Origin of the sequence: Allobosea sp. Tri-44 (genome assembly GCF_004123845.1) — a bacterium.
Taxonomy (GTDB): domain Bacteria; phylum Pseudomonadota; class Alphaproteobacteria; order Rhizobiales; family Beijerinckiaceae; genus Allobosea.
In genome coordinates, this window is the sequence record NZ_NBDP01000030.1 from 560,496 (window position 1) to 583,992 (window position 23,497).

Below are 23,497 nucleotides of genomic sequence, written 5' to 3' on the forward strand. Positions count from 1 at the left end.
GGCGTCGCCGTCTCGTTCAATCTCAGTGCAGCCCGGCCGCGGCGAGCGAGCTTTGCGCCAGCACGGTCTCGCTGACCTCGCCGCGCTCGATCGCATAGGCCTTGCCGGCGAAGTTGCGCAGCAGACTGGGGTTGGATTCGGTGATCAGCAAGGCGATGTCGGGATGGCTGTCGCGCAAGGCGCGCAGGGCAGCGGCATAGCGGTTGGCCAGCACCGGGGCGAGACCCTGGAAGGGCTCGTCGAGCAGGATGACGCGGCTGCCGATCATCAGCGCCCGAGCGAGCGCCGCCATCTTGCCTTGGCCGCCGGAGAGACCGGCCGCCGGACGCTGGCGCAGATCGGCGAGCTCGGGCAGCACCGCATAGATGCGCTCCAGTCTCCTCGCGATTTCGGCCTCGCCGAGCGTCATCACCTCGGCCGGCAGGCGGATGTTCTCCTCGATGGTGAAGGTCGAGAACAGCCGGCGATCCTCCGGCGCATAGCCGATGCCGAGGCGCGGCCGTTCATGCGCCTTCACCATATCGAGCGGCTTGCCGTCGAAGGCGATCGAACCACCGGTCACCTTCATGAAGCCCATGATGGCGCGCAGCAGGCTGGTCTTGCCGGCGCCGTTGCGGCCGATGAGGGCCACCGTCGCGCCCTCCTCCAGCGACAGCGAGGCGCGGCGCAGCACCTGCACGCCTTCGATCTCGGCCGAGAGCTCCCTGATCTCCAACATGAGCTAGACTCCTACCCCGATCACGGTCTCGCGGACCTCCGGATGGTTCAGGATTTCGTCGGGCGTGCCCTGATGGGCGATGCGCCCGCCGGTCCAGACCGCGACGCGGCTGGCGTAGCGGGCGACCACGTCCATGTCGTGCTCGACGAAGACGGCCGTGGTGGCGCGCGCATCGAGCACGCGGGTCAGCGTGTCCATCACCTGGAACTTCTCGGTCGAGGAGACACCGCTGGTCGGCTCATCCATGAAGATCAGCTTCGGTTCGAGCGCGAGCGCGACCGCGATGTCGATCAGCTTGCGCATGCCTTCCGGTAGTTCGCGGACGATGCGGTTGCCGGTCTCTTTCAGCCCGACTAGGTCGAGCAGCGCCCACATCTCCTCGGCTTTGGGGTGGCGCTGCATGGCGAGGAAGGGGGACCAGGAGCCTTCACGGGCAGAGAGGGCGCATAGAGCCAGCAGTCGGACAAGTAGGATAAAGCGATGAAGGCCATACGCTTTTTCTATGGAGCCGCATCGGCTTAGCGAGCCGGCGGCGCTATGGCGGCCATCGCAAAACGCTATTTGACTTCGAAGGCGCGACATCGGTGTCTCGCGCAAAATGAACGGCGCGTGGCGATCTGATGGTGAATGCTCTCGATGGAATCCTGGTGGTGGCGCTGGAGCAGGCGGTGGCTGCTCCCATGGCGAGCTGCCGCCTTGCCGATGCCGGCGCGCGCGTCATCAAGCTCGAGCGCGAGGAAGGCGATTTCTCGCGCGGCTATGACGACTATGCGCAGGGCCTGTCGTCCTATTTCGTCTGGATCAACCGCGGCAAGGAATCCTGCCGGGTCGATCTCAAGGCCTCAGATGATCTTGCCATGGTCGAGGCGATGCTCGCCGAGGCCGACGTCTTCATCCAGAACTTCGCCCCCGGCGCGACCGACCGCCTCGGCATCGGCAGCGAAGCGCTGCGCCAGCGCCACCCGAAGCTGATCACCTGCGACATTTCCGGCTATGCGCCCGGCACGCCGCACTACACCCGCAAGGCCTACGACCTCCTGATCCAGGCGGAAGCCGGCCTTGCCGCCGTCACCGGCAGCGCCGAATCCGGCCCGACGCGGATCGGCGTCTCGATCGCCGACATCGCCACCGGCAACGCAGCCTATGCCGCGATCCTGGAGGCGCTGATCCGGCGCGGGCGCACCGGCGAGGGCTCGCGCATCCAGCTCTCGCTGTTCGACACCATCGCCGACCTGATGAACGTGCCCTATCTGACCCGGCGCTATGGCGGGATCGAGCCGCCGCGGCTCGGCCTCGCCCATCCCTCGATCGCGCCCTATGGCATCTTCCGCCTCGCCGATGCCGAGGTGCTGATCTCGATCCAGAGCGAGCGCGAATGGCAGATTTTGGCCCGCGGTGTACTCGGTGATGCCGGGCTCGCCGAGGATGCGCGCTTCGCCAGCAACGTGCTGCGCGTGCGCAATCGCCCTGCCCTCGATGCAGCGATCCAGTCGATCCTCGCCACCCGCAGCTATGCCGAGACGGCAGCCGGTCTCGATGCCGCCCGCATCGCCTTCGGCACGGTCTCGACGGTCGCCGACCTGATCGACCACCCGGCCGTAACGGCGCTGCCGGTTCCGACGCCGAATGGCGCTGTCGAAGTCCTTGCACCACCGGTGCTGGTCGACGGCAAGCGCGTGCCGATGCGCGCAATCCCGGGCCTCGGCGAGCATGACGAAGCGTTGCGCCGCGAGTTTACGGCGAAAGCGGCGCGATCAGCCTGATGCCGTACTGCCTCCCAGATGCGGCAATCAATCAGAGCCGTCATTCCGGACAAGCCGCGCAGCGGCGCAGCTCCGGAATCCATCGTAGAGCGCAACGCCCTACGATAGATTCCGGCGTTCCGCTTCGCTCCAGCCGGAATGACGGTGGAGGGAATGGCGACCGCCTATGCAAACGATGAACACGCATTCCGACCACACCGACATCCGCGAGGCGGTCGCGAAGCTGTGCGCGGACTATCCGGGCGAGTACTGGCGCAAGCTCGATCGCGAGATGGCCTATCCGGCCGAGTTCGTCACGGCACTCACCGAGAGCGGCTTCCTCTCAGCCCTGATCCCGGAGGAGTATGGCGGGGCGGGCCTGACCCTCTCGGCCGCCGCGGCGATCATGGAGGAGATCCAGCGCCAGGGCTGCAATGGCGGCGCCTGCCACGCGCAGATGTATGTGATGGGCACAGTGCTCAGGCATGGCAACGCCGACCAGAAGCAGCGCTATCTGCCCAAGATCGCCTCGGGCGAACTGCGCCTGCAGGCCTTCGGCGTCACCGAGCCGACCAGCGGCACCGACACCACGGCACTCAGGACGACCGCCCGCCGCGAGGGCGACCATTACGTCGTCAACGGCCAGAAGATCTGGACCAGCCGGGCGGCGCAGTCGGATCTGATGCTGCTGCTCGCCCGCACCACGCCGCGCGACCAGGTGGAAAAGCGTACCGACGGGCTCTCGGTCTTCATCCTCGACATGCGCGAGGCGCTTCAGGCCGGCCTCACCATCCGGCCGATCCGGACGATGATGAACCACGCCACCACCGAGGTGTTCTTCGACAATGTGAAGGTGCCGGCCGCCAACCTCGTCGGCGAGGAGGGCAAGGGCTTCCGCTACATCCTCTCGGGCATGAATGCCGAGCGCATCCTGATCGCCGCCGAATGCGTCGGCGACGCCAAATGGTTCATCGACAAGGCCTCGAACTATGCGAAAGAACGCCAGGTCTTCGGCCGGCCGATCGGCCAGAACCAGGGCATCCAGTTCCCGATCGCGAAAGCCTACGCCAACATGCGCGCCGCCGAGCTGATGGTGCGCGAGGCGATCCGCCTCTACGAGGCCGGCGCCAATCCGGGCGCCGAGGCCAACATGGCCAAGCTGCTGGCGGCTGACGCCTCGTTCGAGGCGGCCAATGCTTGTGTGCAAACCCATGGCGGCTTCGGCTTCGCCGAGGAATACGACATCGAGCGCAAGTTCCGCGAGACGCGGCTCTACCAGGTCGCGCCGATCTCGACCAACCTGATCCTGTCCTATCTCGCCGAGCACGTGCTCGGCATGCCACGCAGCTATTAAGCCCGATGAACATCGACCATCTGAAATCCTGGATCGGCAAGAGCGAAGCGGCGTCCGACCTGATCACGCCACGGCTCGTCGCCAGCTATGAGGCGACCTTCGCGCCGCATCTCGCGCCCTATGCCGACGGCGAGGCGCCACTCGCATTGCACTGGTGCCTCGCGCCGCCGATCTCGCCGATGGCAGCGCTCGGTCCGGACGGGCATGCCGCCAAGGGCGAGTTCCTGCCGCCGGTTGCGCTGCCGCGGCGGATGTGGGCCGGCGGGCGGATCGAGACGATCTCGGCGCTACGAACCGGCGATGAGGTCACCCGCCGCTCGACCATCGGCGACGTCTCCTGCAAGGACGGCCGCACCGGCCCGCTCTGCTTCGTCGCGGTCGACCATGAGCTCGTGACGGCGCGCGGAGTAGCGCTGCGCGAGCGCCACAACATCGTCTATCGCGAGGCGGCCAAGCCGGGAGCGGAACCACCGCCTGCTCCAGCCCCAGAAGAACCACGTCCGGCCGACCTGACCTGGACGGTCGAGGCCTCGCCGGTACTGTTGTTCCGCTATTCGGCGATCACCTTCAACAGCCACCGCATCCATTACGACCAGCCCTACGTCACCGGCGTCGAGGGTTATGCCGAGCTCGTCGTGCATGGGCCGATCCAGGCGACGCTGATCATGAACATCATCGCCACCCTCTCCGGTGGCGAACCGATCCGGCTCGACTATCGCGGGCTCGCGCCGCTGATCGCAGGCGAGGCTTTCCAGGTGAAAGCTAAGCGCCTGGACGACGGCGCCATCGCCGCCTGGACCGAAGGCGCCGACGGGCGGGTGCGGATGGAGGGCGTGAGCCGGTAACCTACACGTCATCGTTAGAGCGCGGGAACCGCCACGCAGAACCCCTCTCCCGGATGGGAGAGGGGCAGCGGTGAGGGACCGCCACTGCAATAGGAAACGCGACGGCGCCGCTGTGCCTTCTGCGGATAGGGCAATCCCTCATCCCTGCCCTTCTCCCACACGGGAGAAGGGTTCCCCGCGCCCTTCAAAAGCCTGTCGCTTCGCCATACGCCGTCATCTTCCCCCGTGTCACGGTCCTGCCATGGTGCTAGCGTCTGTCGCAGCACCTTGCTTCAGGAGCCTACGATGGACCGCGCCCCCCGTTTCAGCCGCCGCGACACGCTCAAGGCCGGGGCCGCCATCGCAGCGGCGGGAGCGCTCACCACTCCGCTGGCCGCGCAGGCCACGGCCAAGCTGAAGCTGCGGCTGCTGGAGACCAGCGACCTCCATGTCAACGTCGTGCCCTACGACTATTTCCGCGACGCGCCCGATGACACGGTCGGCCTCGCCAAGACGGCGAACCTGATCAAGGCGGCGCAGGGGGAAACGAAGAACAGCCTGCTCTTCGATAATGGCGACTTCCTGCAGGGCTCCTCGCTCGGCGATTTCGTCGCCTACAAGAAGGGGCTGAAGGCCGGCGAGACCCATCCGATGATCGCCGCGATGAACGCCCTGCCCTATCAATGCGGCACGCTCGGCAACCACGAGTTCAATTACGGACTCGACTTCCTCGAGCACGGCCTCGCCCGCGCCGAGTTCCCGATCATCTGCGCCAATGTCGACCGCGTCGGTGGCGGCACGCTGATCGAGCCCTGGCGCATCTTCGAGCAGAGCTTCGAGGACGAGGCCGGCACCAAGCACGTCCTCAACATCGCGGTGATCGGCTTCGTGCCGCCGCAGATCATGCAATGGGATAAGGGCAATCTCGACCGCAAGGTCACCGCGACCGACATCGTCGATGCCGCGCAAAAATACCTGCCGGAGATCGCGCAGGCGCACCCTGATCTCACCATCGCGCTCTGCCATTCCGGCATCGCCGGCGGCGAGCGCAAGGGCGGCGAGGAGAACGCGGCGCTGCATCTCGCCAGGCTTGACGGCATCGACGTCGTCCTGACCGGCCACCAGCACCTCGTCTTCCCCGGCGGCAAGGCCTTCGACGGCATTCCCGGCGTCGACAACAAGAAGGGCTCGCTGCACGGCAAGCCGGCCTGTCAGCCCGGCTTCTGGGGCTCGCATGTCGGCATCGTCGACCTCGAACTGGAAAAGCGCGACGGGCGCTGGCGCATCGCCGACTTCAAGGTCGACCCCAAGCCGATCTACGAGCGCACGCCCGATCGCAAGATCGTGCCGAAGGCGGAGGTCGAAGCCGCCGTGCTGGCGACGGTGAAGGCCGACCACGAGGCGACGCTGACCTATATGCGCGAGCCGGTCGGAACGACGGCAGCGCCGATCAACAGCTACTTCGCCCTCGTCGCCGACGACCCGTCGGTGCAGATCGTGGCGGAAGCGCAGATCGCCTATGCCAAGCCGCTGCTGGCGCAGACACCGTACAAGGACCTGCCCGTCCTCTCGGCCGCCGCACCGTTCAAATCGGGCGGGCGCGCCGGGCCCGCTTTCTTCACCGACATCCCGGCCGGGCCGATCGCGATCAAGAACGTCGCCGATATCTATCTCTACCCGAACACGGTTCAGATCGTGAAAGTCACCGGCGCGCAGCTCCGCGAATGGCTGGAGCGCTCGGCCGGCATCTTCAACACAATCGACGTCGCCAAGACCGAGGAACAGCCGCTGATCAATCCCGGCTTCCCGGCCTTCAATTTCGACGTGATCGACGGCGTCACCTATCAGATCGATGTGACGCAAGGCTCGCGCTACGATGGCGACGGCAAGCTGGTGGCGCCGGGCGCCCACCGCATCGTCGACCTCGCTTTCCAGGGCAAGCCGATCGACGAAAAAGCCGAGTTCATCGTCGTCACCAATAATTACCGCGCCTCCGGCGGCGGCAATTTCCCGGGCACCAGGACGACGGTGGTGCTGGAGGCGCCCGACCTCAACCGCGATGTGATCGTGCGCTTCCTCATCGAGAAGAAGACGATCAACCCGGCCGCCGACGGCAACTGGTCACTGAAGCCGCTGCCGGCGAACGTCAACGTCACCTTCCCGACCTCGCCGGCTGCTGCTGGCAAGAAGCCTGAGGCGCTGAAAGCCGAGGCGGTAGGCGACGCCGGCGAAGGCTTCGTGAAGTACCGGCTGGGCGGTTAGCCTTCCGTTCAAGGAAGAGGAGGCCCGGGCAGCTCAGGACTTGTTCTTGGTCGCCCAGCAGGCCGATCCGCTCTGGACGCTGCGCCAGACGCCGTTCGACTTGCAGCCGGCGAGCGGCGGCGTGCAGACGCGGGCGACGCAGGCGGAAGGGTTGTTGCCGACCTTGTTGCACTTCTGCTCGCAGTCCCTGAACAGAGCCGAGCAGGAACTGGTGACCTGCTTGCAACCCTCCTGAGCACGAGCAGGCGCGCCGGGGAGCATAATAAACGTCGCCACCAGGCCGGCAATGAGCGCCAATCTGACCATGGTTTGCACCTCCCCAGCAGAAGGGCGATCGTGACGCTCACCTCAGGTACGTCAACGAGGTAAGATTGGTACCTCCGCTGCGCTGGCTCGCCTGATTGCGCAATGCAGCCTGTGCGTAGCGCGCCCTCCGCTGCCGGCTGCCCGCCACGGCGCCAATATGCTAACAGCCCCGCCATGCTGCGTCGCTTCTTCGCCTATTACCGCCCCCATCGCGGTCTGTTCCTGCTCGATTTCGGCTGCGCCGTGGTGTCGGGGCTGCTCGAGCTCGGCTTCCCGATCGCGGTCAAGCTCTTCGTCGACCAGCTCCTGCCGAGCGGGAACTGGAGCCTGATCGTGCTGGCCTCGCTCGGCCTGCTCGCGATCTATCTGGTCAATGCCGGGCTGATGGTGGTGGTGACCTATTGGGGCCACATGCTCGGCATCAACATCGAGACCGAGATGCGCCGCAAGGCGTTCGACCATCTGCAGAAACTCTCCTTCGGCTGGTTCGACAACCAGAAGACCGGCCATCTCGTCGGGCGCCTGACCAAGGATCTGGAAGAGATCGGCGAGGTCGCCCATCACGGGCCGGAGGATTTGTTCATCGCGGTGATGACCTTCATCGGCGCCTTCGCACTGATGCTGAGCGTGCATCCGCAGCTGGCGCTGATCACCGCGACGATCGTGCCGCTGATCGCCTGGCTGACCAGCCGCTATGGCAGCCGGATGACGGTGAACTGGCAGAAGCTGTTCGGCAGCGTCGGCTCGTTCAACGCGCGGATCGAGGAGAATGTCGGCGGCATCCGCGTCGTCCAGGCCTTCGCCAACGAGGAGCATGAGCGCAGCCTGTTCGCGGTCGACAACCAGCGCTATCGCCGCACCAAGCTCGACGCCTACAGGCTGATGGCGGCCTCGACCTCGCTCAGCTATTTCGGCATGCGGCTGACGCAGATGGCGGTGATGATCGCCGGCGCCTATTACGTGCTGATCGGCGACCTCAGCGCCGGCGGCTTCGTCGGCTTCCTGCTGCTGGTGACGGTGTTCTTCCGGCCGATCGAGAAGATCAACTCGGTGATCGAGACCTATCCGAAGGGCATCGCCGGCTTCCGGCGCTACACCGAATTCCTCGACACAAGGCCGGATATCGCCGACCTGCCCGGAGCCATCACAATCTCCGGCCTCAAGGGCGACATCGCCTATGAGAATGTCAGCTTCGGCTATACGTCCGATCGCACCATCCTGAAGGGGATCGACCTTACGATCCGCGCCGGCGAGACCATCGCCTTCGTCGGCCCCTCAGGCGCCGGCAAGACCACGATCTGCTCGCTCCTGCCGCGCTTCTACGATGTCGAGGGCGGGCGCATCACCATCGACGGCATCAACATCCGCCAGATGACGCTGGCCTCGCTGCGCGGCCAGATCGGCATCGTCCAGCAGGACGTCTTCCTCTTCGCCGGCGCGCTCCGCGAGAACATCGCCTATGGCAAGCTGACGGCGAGCGAGGAGGAGATCGTCGAGGCTGCCAGGCGCGCCCGGCTCGACGAGATGATCGCGCGGCTGCCGGACGGGCTCGACACGGTGATCGGCGAGCGCGGCGTCAAGCTCTCGGGCGGGCAGAAGCAGCGCCTCGCCATCGCTCGGATGTTCCTGAAGAACCCGCCGATCCTGATCCTCGACGAGGCGACCTCGGCCCTCGACACCGAGACCGAGCGCGCCATCCAGGCCTCGCTCGCCGAATTGTCGAAGGGCCGGACCACGCTCGTCATCGCGCATCGCCTCGCGACGATCCAGGACGCCGACCGCATCATCGTCATCGACGAGAGTGGCGTCGCCGAACAGGGCCGGCATCAGGAACTGGTGCAGCGGCAGGGCATTTATCGGCGCCTGCACGAGGCGCAGTATGGTGGGGGACGAGGGTGAGCAGGGACGACACTTACCTTGCGAAAACTCTCGGCATGCGTGCAAATGGAACCGTCTTAGAATCGGGCCAGAAGCGCTCCTTATGTCCGACGACCTTCCAAAAAATGATCCGCTTTATGTTCCTCTAACGGAAGACGAGCGGCTTACAATTCGTGGGGAGCTACGCGATCGGAAATGGCAGCTGGACGAGCGAAGAATCGCGGATGGGAAAGAGGGTTCTAAACTTTTCGCCCAGCACCATCATGCTGTTCGGCTTCACGCAATCGGTGTCTCCGCTGAATTTGGGAAGATTTTTGTCCGCTTCGCACTTCTTTTGAACGGCGGCGCGATGATCGCGCTACTCACACTCATCGGCGCGCTCCATGGCAGAGCCGATCAAACGAAATTGGCCGCAGTTGGCCCATTCACCGATAAGCTGCAATTTGGAATGCAGTTCTTTATCGCGGGCCTAGTCTTGGCAGCTCTAACTGCAGGACTTGCTTTTTTCGCGTGGCGCTTTGTAGCTGCAACCTATTTTCATGAAGGTCACACTTCAAACAGCGTCTCAGCATCAAATCTGTTTGGAGGGCTGGATCGTGAAGAGGAACTCAAACAATTTGATAAATACGATCGTTATACAGATATTGCGATGTGGTTTTCTGCAATTTTAGGTACAGCATCGCTGGTATGTTTTACCATGGGCACCCTTAAAGTCGCCAAGGCTTTTGCTTTTTTCAGCGCGCTGCGCTGAGGCTCGTAAGCCAGACGGCTGCACCGATTAGCAACCCGACCGGTGCAGCAGCGAACTTGACCTCAGCCGCGCGCTTCGAGCGCCTTGACGATGGCGTCGCCCATCTCGGTGGTCGAGACGGCGTTCGCGCCCGGCGCGGCGATGTCCTTGGTGCGGGTGCCGGCGCCGAGCACGTCGGCGATGGCGCCTTCTAGCCGGTCGGCCGCCTCGCCGGCGCCGAAGGAATAGCGCAGCGCCATGGCGAAGGAGCCGATCATCGCGATCGGATTGGCGAGGCCCTTGCCGGCGATGTCGGGCGCCGAGCCGTGCACGGGCTCGTAGAGCGCCTTGCGCTTGCCGGTCGCCCTGTCCTCGGCGCCGAGCGAGGCGGAGGGCAGCATGCCGAGCGAGCCGGTCAGCATCGCCGCGACGTCGGAGAGGATGTCGCCGAAGAGGTTGTCGCAGACGATGACGTCGTATTGCTTCGGCCAGCGCACCAGCTGCATGGCGCAGTTGTCGGCGAGCACATGCTCGAGCTCGACGTCCTTGTAGTCCCTGGCGTGCTGGGCGGTGACCGTCTGCTTCCAGAGCACGCCGGTCTTCATGACGTTGTGCTTCTCGGCCGAGGAGACCTTGTTGCGGCGGGTGCGCGCCAACTCGAAGGCAACGGCGCAGATGCGCTCGATCTCGCCGGTCGTGTAGAGCTGGGTGTCGACGCCGCGCTTGGAGCCGTCCTCCAGCGTGACGATCTCCTTGGGCTCGCCGAAATAGACGCCGCCGGTGAGCTCGCGCACGATCAGGATGTCGAGGCCTTCGACGACCTCGGGCTTCAGCGACGAGGCCGAGGCCAGCGCCGGATAGCAGATCGCCGGACGTAGATTCGCGAACAGGCCGAGATCCTTACGCAGACGCAGCAGGCCGGCCTCGGGACGATGCTGATAGGGCACATCGGCCCATTTCGGACCACCGACCGCGCCGAAGAGCACGGCATCGGCCTCATGGGCGAGCTTCATGTCGCCTTCCGAGATAGCCGCCTTGTGGGCGTCATAGGCCGCGCCGCCGACGAGGCCACGCTCAAGCGAGAACGAGCCGAGGCCCTGCTTCTCGAACCAGGAGACGATCTTCTCGACCTGCCCCATCACCTCGGGGCCGATGCCGTCGCCGGGGAGCAGCAGGAGCTTGTGGTTCGCCATGGGTTGAGCCTCGCGCAACAGAAATGCGCTGGCTGCTTACGGGGCGCGAGCGCCGTGCGCAAGCATCGGAAGGCTGCGCCTCAGACCCGCCCGCCCTTCAGCGCGCGCAGCACCTTCTCGCCCGGGCGGCCGGTCTGCGGCATGCCGATCTTGGCCTCGACATCCTTGATCGCCGCCCGCGTCAGCGCGCCGACCGCGCCGTCAGGCTCGCCGACATTGTAGCCGCGCTGGGTCAGCAGACGCTGCAGTTCGCGGCGCTGTTCGCGCGACAGCGGCAGGTCGTCGGTCGGCCAGTCGCCCTGCACGCCCGGCCGGCCGCGCAGGCGGTCGGAGAGCAGCGAGATCGCCAGCGCATAGGAATCCGCGCCATTGTAGCTGTAGGCAGCGTCGTAGTTCTTGAAGACGAGGAAGGCCGGGCCGTTGCGGCCGGCCGGCATCAGCAAGCCGGCATTGCCGGAGCCGGAGAGCGCCGAGCCGTCGAACTTGACGATGCCGCGCGAAGCCCAGGACGAGACCGGCTGCTTCGGATTGCGCCCGGTCGGGCCGGAATAGCCACCAGGCACCCGCACCTCATAGCCCCAGCCCGCGCCGGTGACCCAGCCGGCCTTGGCCATGAAATTGGCGGTCGAATGCAGCGCGTCGGGAATCGAATCGACGAGATCGCGCCGACCGTCGCCATCACCGTCGACCGCGAGCCTGAGATAGGTCGAGGGGATGAACTGGGTATGGCCGAAGGCGCCGGCCCAGGAGCCGAACAGCCGGTCAGCGCGGACGTCGCCGCGCTCGATAATCTGCAGGGTGGCGATCAGCTCGCCCTTGAAGAAGGCGTTGCGGCGCGGCGCCAGGCAGGCGCCGGTCGAGAGCGCCTGGACCAGCGGCATCTTGCCCCGTGCCTTGCCAAAATCGCTCTCGACACCCCAGACCGCCGCGATCGTATGGCGATCGACGCCGAAGCGCTGTTCGGCCGCAGCCAGCGTCGAGGCATGCTGGCGCATCATCGAGCGCCCTTCCGCGACCTTCTCCTCGTCGACCAGCGTGCCGAGATAATCCCAGATCGGCGTCTTGAACTCCGGCTGGTTGTTCATCGCCTCGATCACCTTCATGTCGGGCGTGACGCCCGCCATGGCACGATCGAAGGTGGCGCCGGAGACGCCCTTGGCCGCCGCGGCCGAACGCAGGCCGGCGACGCAGGAGTCGAAATCGGCCTGGGCCGCAGTCACGGCGGCGAGGACGAGAGGCAAGGCCAGGATCAATGCGCGCATGGGTCCACCGAATCGCAGGATTGGCGCGAATCTAGGGCGCTGCGGTTAACGGAGGTTAACCATGCAAGTCCCGAGGGGGCGCGGAACGCCGAAACCGGCTATGTCTGCGCAACCCCCGCGCGAATCGCCGACAGGCCGCTATGTCTACCGCCGCCATCGAAGCGCTCGGCTTCTGTGCCGCCCTGCTCACCACCTTCTGCTGGCTGCCGCAGGCCTGGCAGACGATCAAGACGCGCGACACCAGCGGCATCTCGCTGTGGACGCAGGCGCTGTTCGCCACCGGCATCGTGCTCTGGCTGATCTATGGCGTGCTGATCGCCTACTGGCCATTGATCGGAGCCAATTCGGTCACTTTGGCGCTGGTCCTGGTTATCCTGACGATGAAGCTGCGCTACGGCTAAGCTCGACACCTCGCCGCCAACCGCCCCCCTCCGGGAAGCCCCATGCCAGCTCTCAGCACCGCCCATCTCTTGCCGATCGGCATGTTGATCGGCTCGAACATCTTCATGACCTTCGCCTGGTACGGCCATCTCTCCTACAAGAGCACGGCGATCTGGCTGGCGATCCTGGCGAGCTGGATGATCGCTTTGCCGGAATACATGCTCGCCGTCCCGGCCAATCGCATCGGGTCGGCCGTCTATTCGGCAGCCGAGCTGAAGACGATGCAGGAGGTGATCACGCTCTGCGTCTTCGCCGGCTTCTCGGTGTTCTGGCTCAAGGAGCAGCTGACCTGGAATCACGCCATCGGCTTTGCGCTGATCGCGGCCGGCGCCTTCTTCATCTTCAACGCCAGGACCTGAGCGATGGCGCCCGTCCCGCATTCCGGCCATCCCGCCGTCGAAGCCTATCTCACTGACGGCTATGAGCGCGTCGTCGGCATGTCCTCGCGCTTTGCCGCGGCGGTCTGCGCGCGCCTGCTGCGGTTGCAGACCGAAAACGGCATCGCCGGGCCGATCGCCGAGATCGGTGCCTTCGAAGGCCGCTTCTTCATCGCGCTCGCCCATGCGCTCGAGCCCGGTGAGATCGCGCTGGGCATCGACATCTTCGAATGGCCGAATCCCGAGGTGAAGGATCGTTTCGAGGCGAACTGCCTGAAGCACGGCATTGCGCCCGAGCGCCGCGTCGCCATCAAGGCCGATGCCGGCGCGATGTCCCCGGCCGAACTGATCAACCACGCCCGCGGCGAGAAGCTGCGCTTCATCCATATCGACGGCGAGCATTCGCGCGCGGCCCTGAGCAAGGATCTGGCGCTCGCCACGGCCTGCCTTGCCGAGGGCGGGCTGATCGTGCTCGACGACATGCTGCACCCCGGCTACCCGACGCTGATGGTCGCGGTGCAGGACTATCTCGCTGCCAATCCCGGCATCGTTCCGCTGTGCATCATCGACCGGGAGACCATTGTCGGCGCGACCAAGTTCGTGCTTTGCCAGCGCGACTGGTTCGAGCGTTATCAGGCGGTCATGCTGACGATCTTCAAGGAGCAGATCTGGCCGCTGGGAGCCGACTTCGAGCCACATTGGTGCCTCGTTCTGTCGCTCGATACGCGGCTCGCCGAGATCATCTGATTCTCCCCGGATTGCCTCGAAGGATGCCTGCCTTGCTCAAGCCGATGACGCTCGCCCTGTGCCTCGCTACCCTCTCCGGCGCCGCTCTTGCCGGACCGACCTGCTCGCCGAGCGACGAGCGCGCCCGCATCCTCGCCTCGGCCTCGACCGGCAATCTGCATCGTGACTGGAAGGGCGGAAACCGGGTCGGCTATGGCTGGTCGCTGCAGGTCGACCGCAGCGTGCGCGACGCCACCGGCACCGAATACTATGTCGGCGACCTCTACGACACGAACGGGCATCTCGCGACCCGCAAGGTCTTCGTCGTCGAGCGCGAGTGGGATTGCGGGCCGTGAGGCTCGCGCTTGCTCTGAGCCTCCGCGGTCATTCCGGGGCAGGCCGACAGGCCTGAGCCCGGAACCCAGAGCCGATGCCTTCTCCGAAGACGCCATCAGCTCTCGCACCGTCACCACAACCGGCATCGGTTCTGGGTTCCGGGCTCTTTGCTACGCAAAGCCCCGGAAAGACGGCACCGCTCAGCGCGCCGGCCTGACCCGCAGCACCTTGCCGTTGGAATCATCGGCGAGCAAATAGAGATAGCCGTCCGGCCCCTGCCGGACGTCGCGAATGCGCTCGCCGAGATTGGCGAGCAGGCGCTCCTCGCCGGTGACCTTCTCGCCATCGGTCGAGAGCCGCGACAGCAATTGCCCGGCGAGCGCGCCGACGAAGAGCGAATTCTTCCAGGCCGGCCAGCGATCGCCGGTATAGAAAGCGGCTCCCGAGGGCGCGATCGACGGATCCCAGTAGAACAGCGGCTGCTCCATGCCGGACTTGTTCGTGCCCTCGCCGATCTTCACGCCGGAATAGTCGATGCCGTAGGTGATGACCGGCCAGCCATAGTTGAGGCCGGCCTTGGGCGTATTGACCTCGTCGCCGCCGCGCGCGCCGTGCTCGGCCGTCCAGAGCTGACCGGTCTGCGGATGGAGCGCGGCGCCCTGGACGTTGCGATGGCCGATCGACCAGATCTCCGGCTGCCAACCCGGCTTCTTCGGGTTGCCTTCCGCCGCGCCGCCTTCGGGCCGGATGCGCAGCACCTTGCCGATATGGTTCTCCGGGTTCTGCGCCTGGTCGCGCTGGCTGTAGCGGTCGCCGACGGTGACGAAGAGCGCACCGGTCCGGTCGAAGACCAGCCGCGAGCCGAAATGCATGTTGCTGGCGATCGTCGGCATCTGCCGAAAGATCACGCTGAGGCCTTCTAGCGCAGTGCCATTGGCGCTGAGGCGGGCGCGGGCGACGCTGGTGCCGTTGCCGTTGGCGCGCGGTTCGGCATAGGAGAGGTAGATATAGCGGTTCTGGGCGAAGTTCGGATCGAGCACGACATCGAGCAGACCGCCCTGCCCACGCGCCACGACATTGGGCACGCCGGAGATCGGGGCCGAGAGCTTGCCGTCGCTACCGACCAACCGAAGCCGCCCCGGCCGCTCTGTCACCAGCATGCGCCCATCAGGCAGGAAAGCGAGACCCCACGGGTTCTCCAGCCCACTCGCCACCGTCTCGACCAGGAGTTCACCGGCGCTCGACGGGTAGCGCTGCTGCGCCATGGCGGGTGCCGCCGCGAGGGTCAGGGCAAGGGCGGCAGCAAGAACGGGACGCATCGACATCTCCTGATGATGGGTCGTCCCGGACAAGCGACGCCAGCCGTGCCGATCCGGGGCGAACCGTTCAAGGAGAATGCACGATTCAGCCGCTGGTTGCTTCGAGCTCACGCCGAAGTGAGACGATCGGCGAGGTTTCATCGAGCGTAACGTCGTCACTGGTGACCACGGCTCCGGCGGCGACGTCGCGCGTCAGCCTGACGTGGTGGGCGAGCCCGATCGGCAGCGCCTTCGCCGTACGGCTGGCGGCGGCCGGCATCAGCCTGCCGTAGACGGTGTAGCCACCCTCCCCGTCCAGCATCTCGCCGGCCTTGAGGTCGCGCTTGGCGGTCGCGACCGCATCGCCGCGCCAGCTCCGCGTCGCGCCAGTCGGCTCGCCGCGCAGCGCCGCGTTCAGCACCGAGATCGAGAGCTCGAGCCCGATCAGATGGAAGGGCTTGTACATCGCCGCGTAGAGGCCGGTGGAATCGGTCGGCAGCCCGTATTGCTTGAAGCAGGCGGCGGCGTAGGGGTTCGGCGCCTTCAGCACGACATAGACGCCCCAGCGCAGATCGCGGAAGACCGGCCGGCCGTCGCGCTCCAGCGAGGAGACGACCTCGACCATGCCGTCGCGCTCGAGCTGGCCGCCGGCAGCCTTCGGCCGCAGGACATGGGCGAGATCGTCGACGCCGCAGGGCGGGAAGGCGAGGCCATCAGCGGGCACATCGAGCCCGCAGGCATTGGCGATCGCGGCCATCTCGATCGCCGATTTGGTGCCGTCAAGGAAGGAATTGAACATTTGCGGGTTCATGCCCGCGGCCTTCGCCGCCTCCGGCGTCAGCCCGTAACGGCTCCAGACCTCGTCCGGCGTGACGCGATGATAAGCTGGCAGATACTTGGTGCCCTTGCCGGCGGCTGCCACAGTGAAGCCCGCCGCGCGGGCCCAGTCGACCATCTCGGAAACGAGCGCCGGCTGATCGCCATAGGCCATGGAATAGACCACGCCGGCCGCCCTGGCCTTCGCCGCCAGCACCGGCCCGACCAGCACATCGGCCTCGACATTGACCATGACGACATGGCGCCTGGCCGCGATCGCGGCGAGCGCATGGCGGGCTCCGGCGGACGGATGCCCGGTCGCCTCGATCACCACCTCGACGCCGTCCATCTCCGCTGCGGTGACGCCACTATCGACGAAGCGCGTGGCTGCGATGCGGGCTTCGTCCCAGCCGACAGTGCGGCAGGCCTGGCGCGCCCGCTCGGGATCGAGATCAGCGATCGCCGCGACTTCGAGCCCCTCGATATGCGGAACCTGGGCGAGGAACATCGAGCCGAACTTGCCGGCGCCGATCAGGGCGCAGCGGACGGGGCGGCCGGCCTCGCGGCGGGCGGCGAGCCTGGGCATGAGGTTCATGGGTGGGCTCCGTTAGCGTCGATCCTGACGGGCACGCCCTACCCGTCATGCTCGCCCTCGTGGCGAGCATCCACGTCTTGAGCACTTCATTCGATGAGCAAAGCGAAGACGTGGATGGTCGGGACAAGCCCGACCATGACGAAAGAGGCCGGTATGCGGTGAAACCCGAGGATCACTCCGGCTTGACGCCGGCCTCCTTGATGATCTTCTCCCAGGTCGCGATTTCCTGCTGGTGATAGGGCTTGAACGCGGCGGGATCGCGGACCTTGAGGGTAAAACCGAGCTTGAGGATCTGCTCGGTCACAGTCGGCTTGGCGAGCGAGGCCAGCACCGCCTTCGACAGCGCCTCCAGGATAGGTGCCGGCGTCGCGGCGGGGGCGAAGAAGGCAGCCCAGCTATCGGCGTCGGCATCGGAGACGCCCTGCTCGCGCAGCGTCGGGATATCCTTGGCGCGCGGGTTGCGCTCCGGGCTCGCCAGCGCGATCGCGCGCAGATTGCCGGCGGTGATCTGCTCCAGCACCGAAGGCAGCGTCGAATTGGCGATGTCGATACGCCCGCCGATGATCTCCTGCACCAGCGGCGCGGCGCCCCTGAACGGCACATGCGTCATCTTGATGCCGGTGCGCTGCATGAACAGCTCCATGGCGAGATGCGAGCCGGAGCCGACGCCGGTCGAGCCGTAGTTGAGCTTGCCCGGATTCGCCTTGGCGAGCGCGATCAGCTCCTTGATGTTTTTGGCCGGCAGGTCGTTGCGGACGACGAAGGCGTGCTCGAAGGCACCGACGCCGGCGACCGGGGCGAAATCCTTGACCGCGTCATAGCCGGGATCCTTCAGCAGGAACATGTTGTTCCCGTGCGTCTGGTTGTTGCCGAAGATGAAAGTGTGCCCGTCTGCGGCACCATGCGCGACAGCCCGGGTGCCGACCGCGCCCGAGGCGCCGGCCCGGTTGTCGACGACGACGCCCTGCCCGATCGAGCCCGACAGGTCCTGCGCGACGAAGCGCGCGATCGCGTCGGTCGGCCCGCCGGCCGGGTAAGGCACGACCAGGGTGATGGTCTTCGACGGGTAGCTCTGCGCCCGGACGATGGCCGGAGCGAAGACGGCGCCGGCAACGAGGCCGAGCGTGGAACGGCGGGTCAGCGACATGAATACCCTCCCGGGAGCCCGATTGAGAGACGGGCTTTCGCCGCAGGATTAGGGGCAAAGCGAATTTACGTCCAGCGACTGGCTACCGCAGTCGTCATTCTCGGGCGGAGCGAAGCGCAGACCCGAGAATCTCGTGACGAGAAGGCACTCATCGGAGCCTCCTCTGGCCTGAGATGCTCGGGTCAAGCCCGAGCATGACGGGCGTTACGCCGCAAAGCCCGCCCGCTTCAGGCGCTGCACCGCGACATCCAGCGCCTGCAGGAAGGCGGAGCGGTCCTTCTGCGAGAACGGTTTCGGCCCGCCGCTGACACTACCCATGGCGCGCAGGTCTTCCATCATGTCGCGCGTCGCCAGCGCCATGCCGATCGAGGCTTCGGTGAAGGGTTTTCCGGTCGGGCCGATCACGTCGGCGCCGGCCTTGATACAGCGATCCGCGAGCGGGATATCGGAAGTGACGACGATCGCGCCGCGATGGGCGCGTTCGGCGATCCAATCATCGGCGGCATCGAAGTTTCCGGGCACCACGACGCGTTCGATCCAGGGCTCGCGCGGCACCTGCATAAAGCTGTTGGCGACGACGAAGACCCTGAGCCTGTGCCGCTCGGCGACGCGGTAGATCTCCGGCTTCACCGGGCAGGCGTCGGCGTCGATATAGATCGCAATGTTGTTGGAGGGTGCGTCCATACGCACGCAATCGCAGGCGGCACCATAGGGCGCAAGCATCTTTATGCCGGCCTTATGCGCCGAAACACCTTCCGCATGGCGGCCTTATCGGGGCCAGACCTACATCATCGGCATCGATGGAGGTCGATATGTTGATGAACAACGCCTTGTTCCGTACCAGCCAGCAGCGCCGCGCCCGCGCCGTCTATGACAGCGTCGCCAGCCGCCGCCCGGTCGTTGGAATCCTCTGTGCCGAGATGGTCGCGCTCGCCGTGTTCGCACTGGCAGCCGCAGCCTTCATCGGCCTGCGCGCCTGGTTCGCCTTGCCGAACTGAGCGCGCCGACATGGGACAATTCAAGCCGCTACAGCCGCTCAACGGCGAGAGCCATCTCTTCCTGGTCGGCCAATCGAGTCACGGCTTCTGGGTCGCGCGCGACCTCGAAGGCCGCAGCGAGGGCATCTTCCGCAACCAGAAGGAAGCGGTGCGCTTCGCGCTCTCGGAGGGCGGTCACCCCAATGCCGTGCTGCTCTCCCCCAACGAGGTCGAGCCGAGCTATGGCATGGGCATCCATTGACGGGATGCAGGCAGCCGACAAGGCGAGCCGCGACCTCGACAGGGCGCTGCTCGCCATTTTCCTGGAAGCCGCCGGCGCGCTGATCGATCAACTCGTCGACGCCGGCATCAGCGATCCCGCCGACATCGCCCGCCGCCTCAACCGCCGCGGCTTTCCCTGCTTCGGGCGACCGCGCTGGAACGCCGTCGCGGTCGCCACCGTGCTGCGCCGCCGCGAGCGTCTGCGCGAGGCCGCCTGAGCAAGGCGGGGCGCGCCAAGAAAGCGCGTGCTCTCGCCGCGACTCTGCCCTAGGCTCCGCATCTGCTTCGACTTGACGGTCCGGTTTTCGCGAGCCGGTCATGGCAGCCGGAAGCCGGCCGCCATGACCTAAGCTCGCAGCCGTCCCGACCCACACAGATTCAAGCCGCTTCGCTCCGAAGCAGCGGCGCCTGTTGTTCCCATTGAAGGAGACGAGACATGGCAAAAGGCGAGCAACGCAGCAATCGCGAGGCCAAGAAGCCGAAGAAAGACAAGCCGAAGGCGAGCGCGACTCCCCCGGCGGGCTTCTCCTCGGCCGTCGCCAAGGCAGCGGCGGCACCGAAGAAGAAATGATCCGTTTCCGCACGATCGACCCGGCCCAGCCCGAAAAGCAGGCACCGCAGCCAGCCATTGTGAAGGCTGTCGCCGCCGCACCGGCAGAACCGGTGACTGAAGAGGCGAGCGCCGCTCCGGCGAACCGCAAGGGCATGACCCGCAAGGTGCCCCTACGGGCGAAGAAAAAGACGGAGGCTACCCCGCTCTTCGACAAATGAGGCCGGGCGGCCTCAAGCCGCCTCGCCGACCTCGTCCGTCCAGACCCTGAAGCCGGTCAGCGTGTTCGGTCCGAAGGTGGTGGCGATCGCGACATCGGCAGCATCGCGCCCATGTGCGATCAACACCCGGCCGATGCGCGGGGCATTGTTGCGCGGGTCGAACATTTGCCAGCCGCCATCCAGGAAAGCCTCGAAGGAGGCGGCGAAATCGCCCGGCGGCCAGGGCGGCGGCGTGCCGACATCACCGAGATAGCAGGTGCAATAACGCGCCGGGATGTTCATCGCCCGGCAGAAGGCGATGGCGAGATGGGCATAGTCGCGGCAGACGCCGCGCCCTTCGCGATAGGCCTCGGAGGCGCTGCGGGTGACGCTGGCGTCCATGTAGTCGAAGGCGATGCGCTGGTTGACGAAGTCGCAGATCGCCTGCACCCGCGCCGCGCCCGGCGGCGTATGGCCGAAGAGCTGCCAGGCGAGATCGAGCAGGCGATCGGAATCACAGAAGCGGCTGGCGAGCAGGAAGACCAGGCATTCCTCCGGCAGGCGCTCCACCGGCACCTGTCCGGCCGTGCGGTCGAACGCTTCGGGCAGGCCGCTATCGCTGATCACGGCATCGGCGGAAATACGCATCGCGCCCTGCGGCGCCACGAGGCGGCTGCACCAGTTGCCGAAGCTGTCGCGATAGGCGGTGACCGGTGTCGGCGGCTGGATGCGCATATGATCCGGCGCAGCGAGGTCGGAGACCCGGCTGAAATGCACGTGCAGCATCAGGATCATCGGGGTCGGCTGCGGGAAGACGTAGTCGAGCTCGTAGCCGATCCGGAGTTTCATGCATGAACCTTCTGCGCGTCAGCGCGCTGTGTTCCTTCGGCTCCCCAGCTTCCGCCACCAAGCACGTTTCAGGCCACGGCGATATGGCTCCGGGCGTCAGCCATTCTCGCTCAACGTCACAGGCATGCCCTGCCGCCCATTCCTGACGTTTCTGGCCGATATCAAGCAGTCTCGCTTGCAGTGCATGCGCTGGGGTCCTAAACCACGCCGCGCGCCTGCGATGGGCGCCCTTGCCCTCCCGGAGACTTGGATCATGGCTTTCCTTGCCGACGCCCTGAAGCGCGTGAAGCCCTCTGCGACCATCACCATCACGCAGAAGGCGCGCGATCTGAAAGCGCAGGGCAAGGACGTGATCTCGCTCTCGGTCGGCGAACCCGATTTCGACACGCCGGACAATATCAAGGAGGCGGCGATCGCCGCCATCCGCCGCGGCGAGACCAAGTACACGCCGGTTCCCGGCATCCCGCAGCTGCGCGAGGCGATCACCCGCAAGCTCAAGCGCGAGAACGGCCTCGACTACAAGGCCTCGCAGACCATCGTCGGCACCGGCGGCAAGCACGTCATCTACAACGCCCTGCTCGCCACGCTGAACCCGGGCGATGAGGTCATCTGCGTCGCGCCCTATTGGGTCAGCTATCCCGAGATGGTCGCGCTCTGCGGGGGAACCCCGACCTTCTGCGAAGCCACCATCCAGAACAACTTCAAGCTCCAGCCGGCCGACCTGGAAGCCGCGATCACGCCGAAGACCAAGTGGCTGATCCTGAACTCGCCCTCGAACCCGTCGGGCGCAGCCTACACCCATGCCGAAATGAAGGCGCTCACCGACGTGCTGATGCGCCATCCGCATGTCTGGATCCTGACCGACGACATGTACGAACACCTGGTCTACGGCGACTTCAAATTCGTCACCCCGGCGCAGGTCGAGCCCGGCCTCTATGAGCGCACGCTGACCATGAACGGCGTCTCGAAGTCCTACGCCATGACCGGCTGGCGTATCGGCTACGCTGCCGGCCCGCAGCACCTGATCAACGCCATGGACCTGGTCCAGGGCCAGCAGACCTCGGGCACCTCGGCGATCTCGCAATGGGCGGCGGTCGAGGCACTCGACGGCACGCAGGAGCACATCCCGGTGTTCAGGAAGGCGTTCGAGCGCCGGCGCGACCTCGTCGTCTCGATGCTGAACCAGACCCGCGGCCTGAAGTGCCCGACGCCGGAAGGCGCCTTCTACGTCTATCCCGACTGCTCGGGGCTGATCGGCAAGACGCTGCCGAACGGCAAGACAATCGAGACCGACGAGGATCTGGTCATGGGCCTGCTGGAGAACGAGGCGGTCGCCGCGGTGCACGGCACTGCCTTCGGCCTCGGCCCGAACTTCCGCATCTCCTACGCCACCTCGGACGAGAAGCTGGAAGAGGCCTGCCGCCGCATCCAGCGCTTCTGCGCCGAGCTGCGCTGAAGCGAGCACCGTTTATTTTGTCGCATTTTCTTCACGCGAACCGGTATCCACTTCGCTCGAAAATGCTCTCGCGCGGGGCGCGATGACTCTTGAGGACCAGCGCGCCCTGATGCTGTCGGGGCGCATGTATGACGACCTCACGCCCGAGCTGATCGCAGCCCGGGCGCGGGCCGTGACGTTGACCGACACCTACAACCGCAGCTTCGGCCAGCCGCCGGCGGAGCGCGAGGCGCTGCTGCGCGCCTTCCTGCGCGATGTCGGCCCCGGCGCCTATTTCGAGCCGAATTTCCGGTGCGAGCTTGGTTTCAACATCAGCATCGGCCGCAATTTCTACGCCAATTTCGACTGCGTCATGCTGGACGGCGCCGAGATCACCATCGGCGACAACGTCCTGCTCGGACCGCGCGTTGGAATCTATACGGCGAACCACGCTTTCGACCCGGCCGAGCGAGTGGCGGGCGGCTGCTATGTCAAGCCCGTGACCATCGGCAACCGGGTCTGGGTCGGCGGCGGCGTCCAGATCACGCAGGGCGTCAGCATCGGCGACGATACGATCATCGGCGCCGGCAGCGTTGTGACGCGCGACATTCCGGCCGGCGTGATCGCGGCCGGGGTCCCCTGCAAGGTGCTGCGCGAGATCACCGAAGCGGACAAGACCGGGTTTCGTTCATCGCGTCGCTGAGCAGACGCCGGCCGTTTCCGGGCTTCGTGAATTGCGGTCGCCCGTGCCTTTGGATAACGCTCCGGCATGAACCGCCGTGCATTCCTGCTGCTCGCCACGCTCTGTTCGCTCCCGGCACGTGCCGAGGCTCAGGCGGCCCTGCCCTCGCTCTCCGTCAGCGAGGCGCATGAGGCGGCCAGGGCCGGCAAGATCGTGCTCGTCGACATCCGCACGCCGGAGGAATGGACCGATACCGGCGTGCCGGAAGGGGCGATCAAGCTCGACATGACCGGCAGCGGCTTCGAGGTCAGGCTGGCGGCGCTGAAGCTCGACTACCCCGGCAAGCCGATCGCGCTGATCTGCCGGACCGCCAGCCGAACCTCGACCTTGCAGAAGAAGCTAGCGGCGCGCGGCTGGCGCGAACTCGTCAATGTCCGCGGCGGGTTGCTGGGCAACCCTTCCGACAAGGGCTGGCTGGCGGAGGGCCTGCCGGTGACGCCTTATCCCTGACGAGCCC

General features: G+C 66.1%; 28 protein-coding genes. 19 read left to right on the top strand and 9 right to left on the bottom strand.

Annotated features, from left to right (window positions below):
* Positions 1–22 precede the first annotated feature (22 nt).
* The gene (locus B6S44_RS19090; RefSeq protein WP_129158453.1) at positions 23–718 is read right to left on the bottom strand and encodes an ABC transporter ATP-binding protein; all 696 of its coding nucleotides are present in this window, start codon (positions 716–718) and stop codon (positions 23–25) included.
* A 3-nt stretch (positions 719–721) separates the two neighbouring features.
* Positions 722–1,120 (bottom strand): ATP-binding cassette domain-containing protein, encoded by a 399-nt coding sequence (locus B6S44_RS19095; RefSeq protein ID WP_248309651.1) that lies wholly within the window; start codon positions 1,118–1,120, stop codon positions 722–724.
* Between the two features lie 218 nt (positions 1,121–1,338).
* Between B6S44_RS19095 and B6S44_RS19100 the strand changes: the two genes are divergently transcribed.
* From B6S44_RS19100 to B6S44_RS19130, 7 genes are all read left to right on the top strand, one after another.
* Positions 1,339–2,481, top strand: a complete 1,143-nt coding sequence (locus tag B6S44_RS19100) for a CaiB/BaiF CoA transferase family protein (protein ID WP_129158455.1) — start codon at positions 1,339–1,341, stop codon at positions 2,479–2,481.
* Between the two features lie 166 nt (positions 2,482–2,647).
* Positions 2,648–3,814: an acyl-CoA dehydrogenase family protein gene (locus B6S44_RS19105; protein ID WP_129158456.1), complete on the top strand. Its 1,167-nt coding sequence runs from the start codon at positions 2,648–2,650 to the stop codon at positions 3,812–3,814.
* A 5-nt stretch (positions 3,815–3,819) separates the two neighbouring features.
* On the top strand, positions 3,820–4,659 hold the full coding sequence (locus B6S44_RS19110; RefSeq protein ID WP_129158457.1) for an HTD2 family dehydratase: 840 nt from the start codon (positions 3,820–3,822) through the stop codon (positions 4,657–4,659).
* Between the two features lie 285 nt (positions 4,660–4,944).
* Complete coding sequence (locus B6S44_RS19115) at positions 4,945–6,900, top strand: bifunctional 2',3'-cyclic-nucleotide 2'-phosphodiesterase/3'-nucleotidase (RefSeq protein ID WP_129158458.1); 1,956 nt, start codon at positions 4,945–4,947, stop codon at positions 6,898–6,900.
* A gap of 46 nt (positions 6,901–6,946) precedes the next feature.
* Positions 6,947–7,135: a hypothetical protein gene (locus B6S44_RS19120; RefSeq protein WP_129158459.1), complete on the top strand. Its 189-nt coding sequence runs from the start codon at positions 6,947–6,949 to the stop codon at positions 7,133–7,135.
* Between the two features lie 245 nt (positions 7,136–7,380).
* On the top strand, positions 7,381–9,105 hold the full coding sequence (locus tag B6S44_RS19125; protein ID WP_129158460.1) for an ABC transporter ATP-binding protein: 1,725 nt from the start codon (positions 7,381–7,383) through the stop codon (positions 9,103–9,105).
* 82 nt (positions 9,106–9,187) lie between these two features.
* Complete coding sequence (locus B6S44_RS19130; protein ID WP_129158461.1) at positions 9,188–9,835, top strand: hypothetical protein; 648 nt, start codon at positions 9,188–9,190, stop codon at positions 9,833–9,835.
* A 62-nt stretch (positions 9,836–9,897) separates the two neighbouring features.
* Here the strand turns inward: B6S44_RS19130 and leuB are convergent, their stop codons facing one another.
* Together leuB and B6S44_RS19140 are read right to left on the bottom strand one after the other, a co-directional pair.
* Positions 9,898–11,007, bottom strand: a complete 1,110-nt coding sequence (leuB, locus tag B6S44_RS19135; RefSeq protein ID WP_129158462.1) for a 3-isopropylmalate dehydrogenase — start codon at positions 11,005–11,007, stop codon at positions 9,898–9,900.
* Between the two features lie 80 nt (positions 11,008–11,087).
* Entirely contained in the window at positions 11,088–12,269 is a 1,182-nt protein-coding gene (locus B6S44_RS19140) for a lytic murein transglycosylase (protein ID WP_129158463.1), read from the bottom strand.
* 140 nt (positions 12,270–12,409) lie between these two features.
* Between B6S44_RS19140 and B6S44_RS19145 the strand changes: the two genes are divergently transcribed.
* Genes B6S44_RS19145 through B6S44_RS19160 form a run of 4 tightly spaced genes read left to right on the top strand, consistent with a single transcriptional unit; the run spans position 12,410 to position 14,169 of the window.
* Positions 12,410–12,670 carry a SemiSWEET family sugar transporter gene (locus tag B6S44_RS19145; RefSeq protein WP_129158464.1) on the top strand — a complete coding sequence of 87 codons (261 nt, stop codon included), beginning with the start codon at positions 12,410–12,412 and terminating at the stop codon, positions 12,668–12,670.
* Between the two features lie 42 nt (positions 12,671–12,712).
* The gene (locus B6S44_RS19150; RefSeq protein WP_129158465.1) at positions 12,713–13,069 is read left to right on the top strand and encodes a DMT family protein; all 357 of its coding nucleotides are present in this window, start codon (positions 12,713–12,715) and stop codon (positions 13,067–13,069) included.
* A gap of 3 nt (positions 13,070–13,072) precedes the next feature.
* A complete protein-coding gene (locus B6S44_RS19155; protein ID WP_129158466.1) occupies positions 13,073–13,834 on the top strand; it encodes a class I SAM-dependent methyltransferase in 762 nt (253 codons plus the stop codon).
* A 23-nt stretch (positions 13,835–13,857) separates the two neighbouring features.
* Positions 13,858–14,169, top strand: a complete 312-nt coding sequence (locus B6S44_RS19160; protein ID WP_126113305.1) for a hypothetical protein — start codon at positions 13,858–13,860, stop codon at positions 14,167–14,169.
* 180 nt (positions 14,170–14,349) lie between these two features.
* On the opposite strand, the gene B6S44_RS19165 is transcribed toward B6S44_RS19160, so the two are convergent.
* The 4 genes from B6S44_RS19165 to B6S44_RS19180 form a co-directional block, all read right to left on the bottom strand.
* The gene (locus B6S44_RS19165) at positions 14,350–15,468 is read right to left on the bottom strand and encodes a PQQ-dependent sugar dehydrogenase (RefSeq protein WP_248309652.1); all 1,119 of its coding nucleotides are present in this window, start codon (positions 15,466–15,468) and stop codon (positions 14,350–14,352) included.
* A gap of 85 nt (positions 15,469–15,553) precedes the next feature.
* Entirely contained in the window at positions 15,554–16,858 is a 1,305-nt protein-coding gene (locus tag B6S44_RS19170; RefSeq protein WP_129158468.1) for an NAD(P)H-dependent oxidoreductase, read from the bottom strand.
* Positions 16,859–17,030: 172 nt separating this feature from the next.
* Positions 17,031–18,005, bottom strand: coding sequence for a Bug family tripartite tricarboxylate transporter substrate binding protein (locus tag B6S44_RS19175; RefSeq protein ID WP_129158469.1), 975 nt, complete (start codon positions 18,003–18,005; stop codon positions 17,031–17,033).
* A 204-nt stretch (positions 18,006–18,209) separates the two neighbouring features.
* Positions 18,210–18,689 (bottom strand): YaiI/YqxD family protein, encoded by a 480-nt coding sequence (locus tag B6S44_RS19180; RefSeq protein ID WP_129158470.1) that lies wholly within the window; start codon positions 18,687–18,689, stop codon positions 18,210–18,212.
* 134 nt (positions 18,690–18,823) lie between these two features.
* Here B6S44_RS19180 and B6S44_RS19185 point away from each other — a divergent pair, with 134 nt between their 5' ends.
* The 5 genes from B6S44_RS19185 (at position 18,824) to B6S44_RS19200 (ending at position 20,035) form a co-directional block, all read left to right on the top strand.
* A complete protein-coding gene (locus B6S44_RS19185; RefSeq protein WP_129158471.1) occupies positions 18,824–19,003 on the top strand; it encodes a hypothetical protein in 180 nt (59 codons plus the stop codon).
* Between the two features lie 10 nt (positions 19,004–19,013).
* Positions 19,014–19,244: a hypothetical protein gene (locus tag B6S44_RS19190; protein WP_129158472.1), complete on the top strand. Its 231-nt coding sequence runs from the start codon at positions 19,014–19,016 to the stop codon at positions 19,242–19,244.
* Complete coding sequence (locus B6S44_RS19195) at positions 19,225–19,482, top strand: hypothetical protein (RefSeq protein WP_129158473.1); 258 nt, start codon at positions 19,225–19,227, stop codon at positions 19,480–19,482. Before B6S44_RS19190 ends, B6S44_RS19195 begins: the two co-directional genes overlap by 20 nt.
* Positions 19,483–19,700: 218 nt before the next feature.
* The gene (locus B6S44_RS30085; protein WP_282568189.1) at positions 19,701–19,835 is read left to right on the top strand and encodes a hypothetical protein; all 135 of its coding nucleotides are present in this window, start codon (positions 19,701–19,703) and stop codon (positions 19,833–19,835) included.
* The gene (locus B6S44_RS19200) at positions 19,832–20,035 is read left to right on the top strand and encodes a hypothetical protein (protein ID WP_129158474.1); all 204 of its coding nucleotides are present in this window, start codon (positions 19,832–19,834) and stop codon (positions 20,033–20,035) included. Before B6S44_RS30085 ends, B6S44_RS19200 begins: the two co-directional genes overlap by 4 nt.
* Positions 20,036–20,047: 12 nt before the next feature.
* Here B6S44_RS19200 and B6S44_RS19205 read toward each other — a convergent pair whose 3' ends face one another.
* Complete coding sequence (locus tag B6S44_RS19205) at positions 20,048–20,863, bottom strand: transglutaminase-like domain-containing protein (RefSeq protein ID WP_129158475.1); 816 nt, start codon at positions 20,861–20,863, stop codon at positions 20,048–20,050.
* A gap of 253 nt (positions 20,864–21,116) precedes the next feature.
* On the opposite strand from B6S44_RS19205, the gene B6S44_RS19210 reads away from it, so the two are divergent.
* The 3 genes from B6S44_RS19210 (at position 21,117) to B6S44_RS19220 (ending at position 23,490) form a co-directional block, all read left to right on the top strand.
* On the top strand, positions 21,117–22,319 hold the full coding sequence (locus B6S44_RS19210) for a pyridoxal phosphate-dependent aminotransferase (protein ID WP_129158476.1): 1,203 nt from the start codon (positions 21,117–21,119) through the stop codon (positions 22,317–22,319).
* Between the two features lie 82 nt (positions 22,320–22,401).
* On the top strand, positions 22,402–23,001 hold the full coding sequence (locus tag B6S44_RS19215) for a sugar O-acetyltransferase (RefSeq protein WP_129158477.1): 600 nt from the start codon (positions 22,402–22,404) through the stop codon (positions 22,999–23,001).
* Between the two features lie 66 nt (positions 23,002–23,067).
* The gene (locus B6S44_RS19220) at positions 23,068–23,490 is read left to right on the top strand and encodes a rhodanese-like domain-containing protein (protein ID WP_129158478.1); all 423 of its coding nucleotides are present in this window, start codon (positions 23,068–23,070) and stop codon (positions 23,488–23,490) included.
* The last annotated feature ends 7 nt before the right edge of the window (positions 23,491–23,497 follow it).

Coding starts and splice junctions, on each gene's coding strand:
- B6S44_RS19090 (WP_129158453.1), bottom strand. CDS start 718: ATGTTGGAGATCAGGGAGCTCTCGGCCGAGATCGAAGGCGTGCAGGTG.
- B6S44_RS19095 (WP_248309651.1), bottom strand. CDS start 1,120: ATGCAGCGCCACCCCAAAGCCGAGGAGATGTGGGCGCTGCTCGACCTA.
- B6S44_RS19100 (WP_129158455.1), top strand. CDS start 1,339: ATGGTGAATGCTCTCGATGGAATCCTGGTGGTGGCGCTGGAGCAGGCG.
- B6S44_RS19105 (WP_129158456.1), top strand. CDS start 2,648: ATGCAAACGATGAACACGCATTCCGACCACACCGACATCCGCGAGGCG.
- B6S44_RS19110 (WP_129158457.1), top strand. CDS start 3,820: ATGAACATCGACCATCTGAAATCCTGGATCGGCAAGAGCGAAGCGGCG.
- B6S44_RS19115 (WP_129158458.1), top strand. CDS start 4,945: ATGGACCGCGCCCCCCGTTTCAGCCGCCGCGACACGCTCAAGGCCGGG.
- B6S44_RS19125 (WP_129158460.1), top strand. CDS start 7,381: ATGCTGCGTCGCTTCTTCGCCTATTACCGCCCCCATCGCGGTCTGTTC.
- B6S44_RS19130 (WP_129158461.1), top strand. CDS start 9,188: ATGTCCGACGACCTTCCAAAAAATGATCCGCTTTATGTTCCTCTAACG.
- leuB (WP_129158462.1), bottom strand. CDS start 11,007: ATGGCGAACCACAAGCTCCTGCTGCTCCCCGGCGACGGCATCGGCCCC.
- B6S44_RS19140 (WP_129158463.1), bottom strand. CDS start 12,269: ATGCGCGCATTGATCCTGGCCTTGCCTCTCGTCCTCGCCGCCGTGACT.
- B6S44_RS19145 (WP_129158464.1), top strand. CDS start 12,410: ATGTCTACCGCCGCCATCGAAGCGCTCGGCTTCTGTGCCGCCCTGCTC.
- B6S44_RS19150 (WP_129158465.1), top strand. CDS start 12,713: ATGCCAGCTCTCAGCACCGCCCATCTCTTGCCGATCGGCATGTTGATC.
- B6S44_RS19155 (WP_129158466.1), top strand. CDS start 13,073: ATGGCGCCCGTCCCGCATTCCGGCCATCCCGCCGTCGAAGCCTATCTC.
- B6S44_RS19160 (WP_126113305.1), top strand. CDS start 13,858: ATGCCTGCCTTGCTCAAGCCGATGACGCTCGCCCTGTGCCTCGCTACC.
- B6S44_RS19165 (WP_248309652.1), bottom strand. CDS start 15,468: ATGCGTCCCGTTCTTGCTGCCGCCCTTGCCCTGACCCTCGCGGCGGCA.
- B6S44_RS19170 (WP_129158468.1), bottom strand. CDS start 16,858: ATGAACCTCATGCCCAGGCTCGCCGCCCGCCGCGAGGCCGGCCGCCCC.
- B6S44_RS19175 (WP_129158469.1), bottom strand. CDS start 18,005: ATGTCGCTGACCCGCCGTTCCACGCTCGGCCTCGTTGCCGGCGCCGTC.
- B6S44_RS19180 (WP_129158470.1), bottom strand. CDS start 18,689: ATGGACGCACCCTCCAACAACATTGCGATCTATATCGACGCCGACGCC.
- B6S44_RS19185 (WP_129158471.1), top strand. CDS start 18,824: ATGAACAACGCCTTGTTCCGTACCAGCCAGCAGCGCCGCGCCCGCGCC.
- B6S44_RS19190 (WP_129158472.1), top strand. CDS start 19,014: ATGGGACAATTCAAGCCGCTACAGCCGCTCAACGGCGAGAGCCATCTC.
- B6S44_RS19195 (WP_129158473.1), top strand. CDS start 19,225: ATGGCATGGGCATCCATTGACGGGATGCAGGCAGCCGACAAGGCGAGC.
- B6S44_RS30085 (WP_282568189.1), top strand. CDS start 19,701: ATGGCAAAAGGCGAGCAACGCAGCAATCGCGAGGCCAAGAAGCCGAAG.
- B6S44_RS19200 (WP_129158474.1), top strand. CDS start 19,832: ATGATCCGTTTCCGCACGATCGACCCGGCCCAGCCCGAAAAGCAGGCA.
- B6S44_RS19205 (WP_129158475.1), bottom strand. CDS start 20,863: ATGAAACTCCGGATCGGCTACGAGCTCGACTACGTCTTCCCGCAGCCG.
- B6S44_RS19210 (WP_129158476.1), top strand. CDS start 21,117: ATGGCTTTCCTTGCCGACGCCCTGAAGCGCGTGAAGCCCTCTGCGACC.
- B6S44_RS19215 (WP_129158477.1), top strand. CDS start 22,402: ATGACTCTTGAGGACCAGCGCGCCCTGATGCTGTCGGGGCGCATGTAT.
- B6S44_RS19220 (WP_129158478.1), top strand. CDS start 23,068: ATGAACCGCCGTGCATTCCTGCTGCTCGCCACGCTCTGTTCGCTCCCG.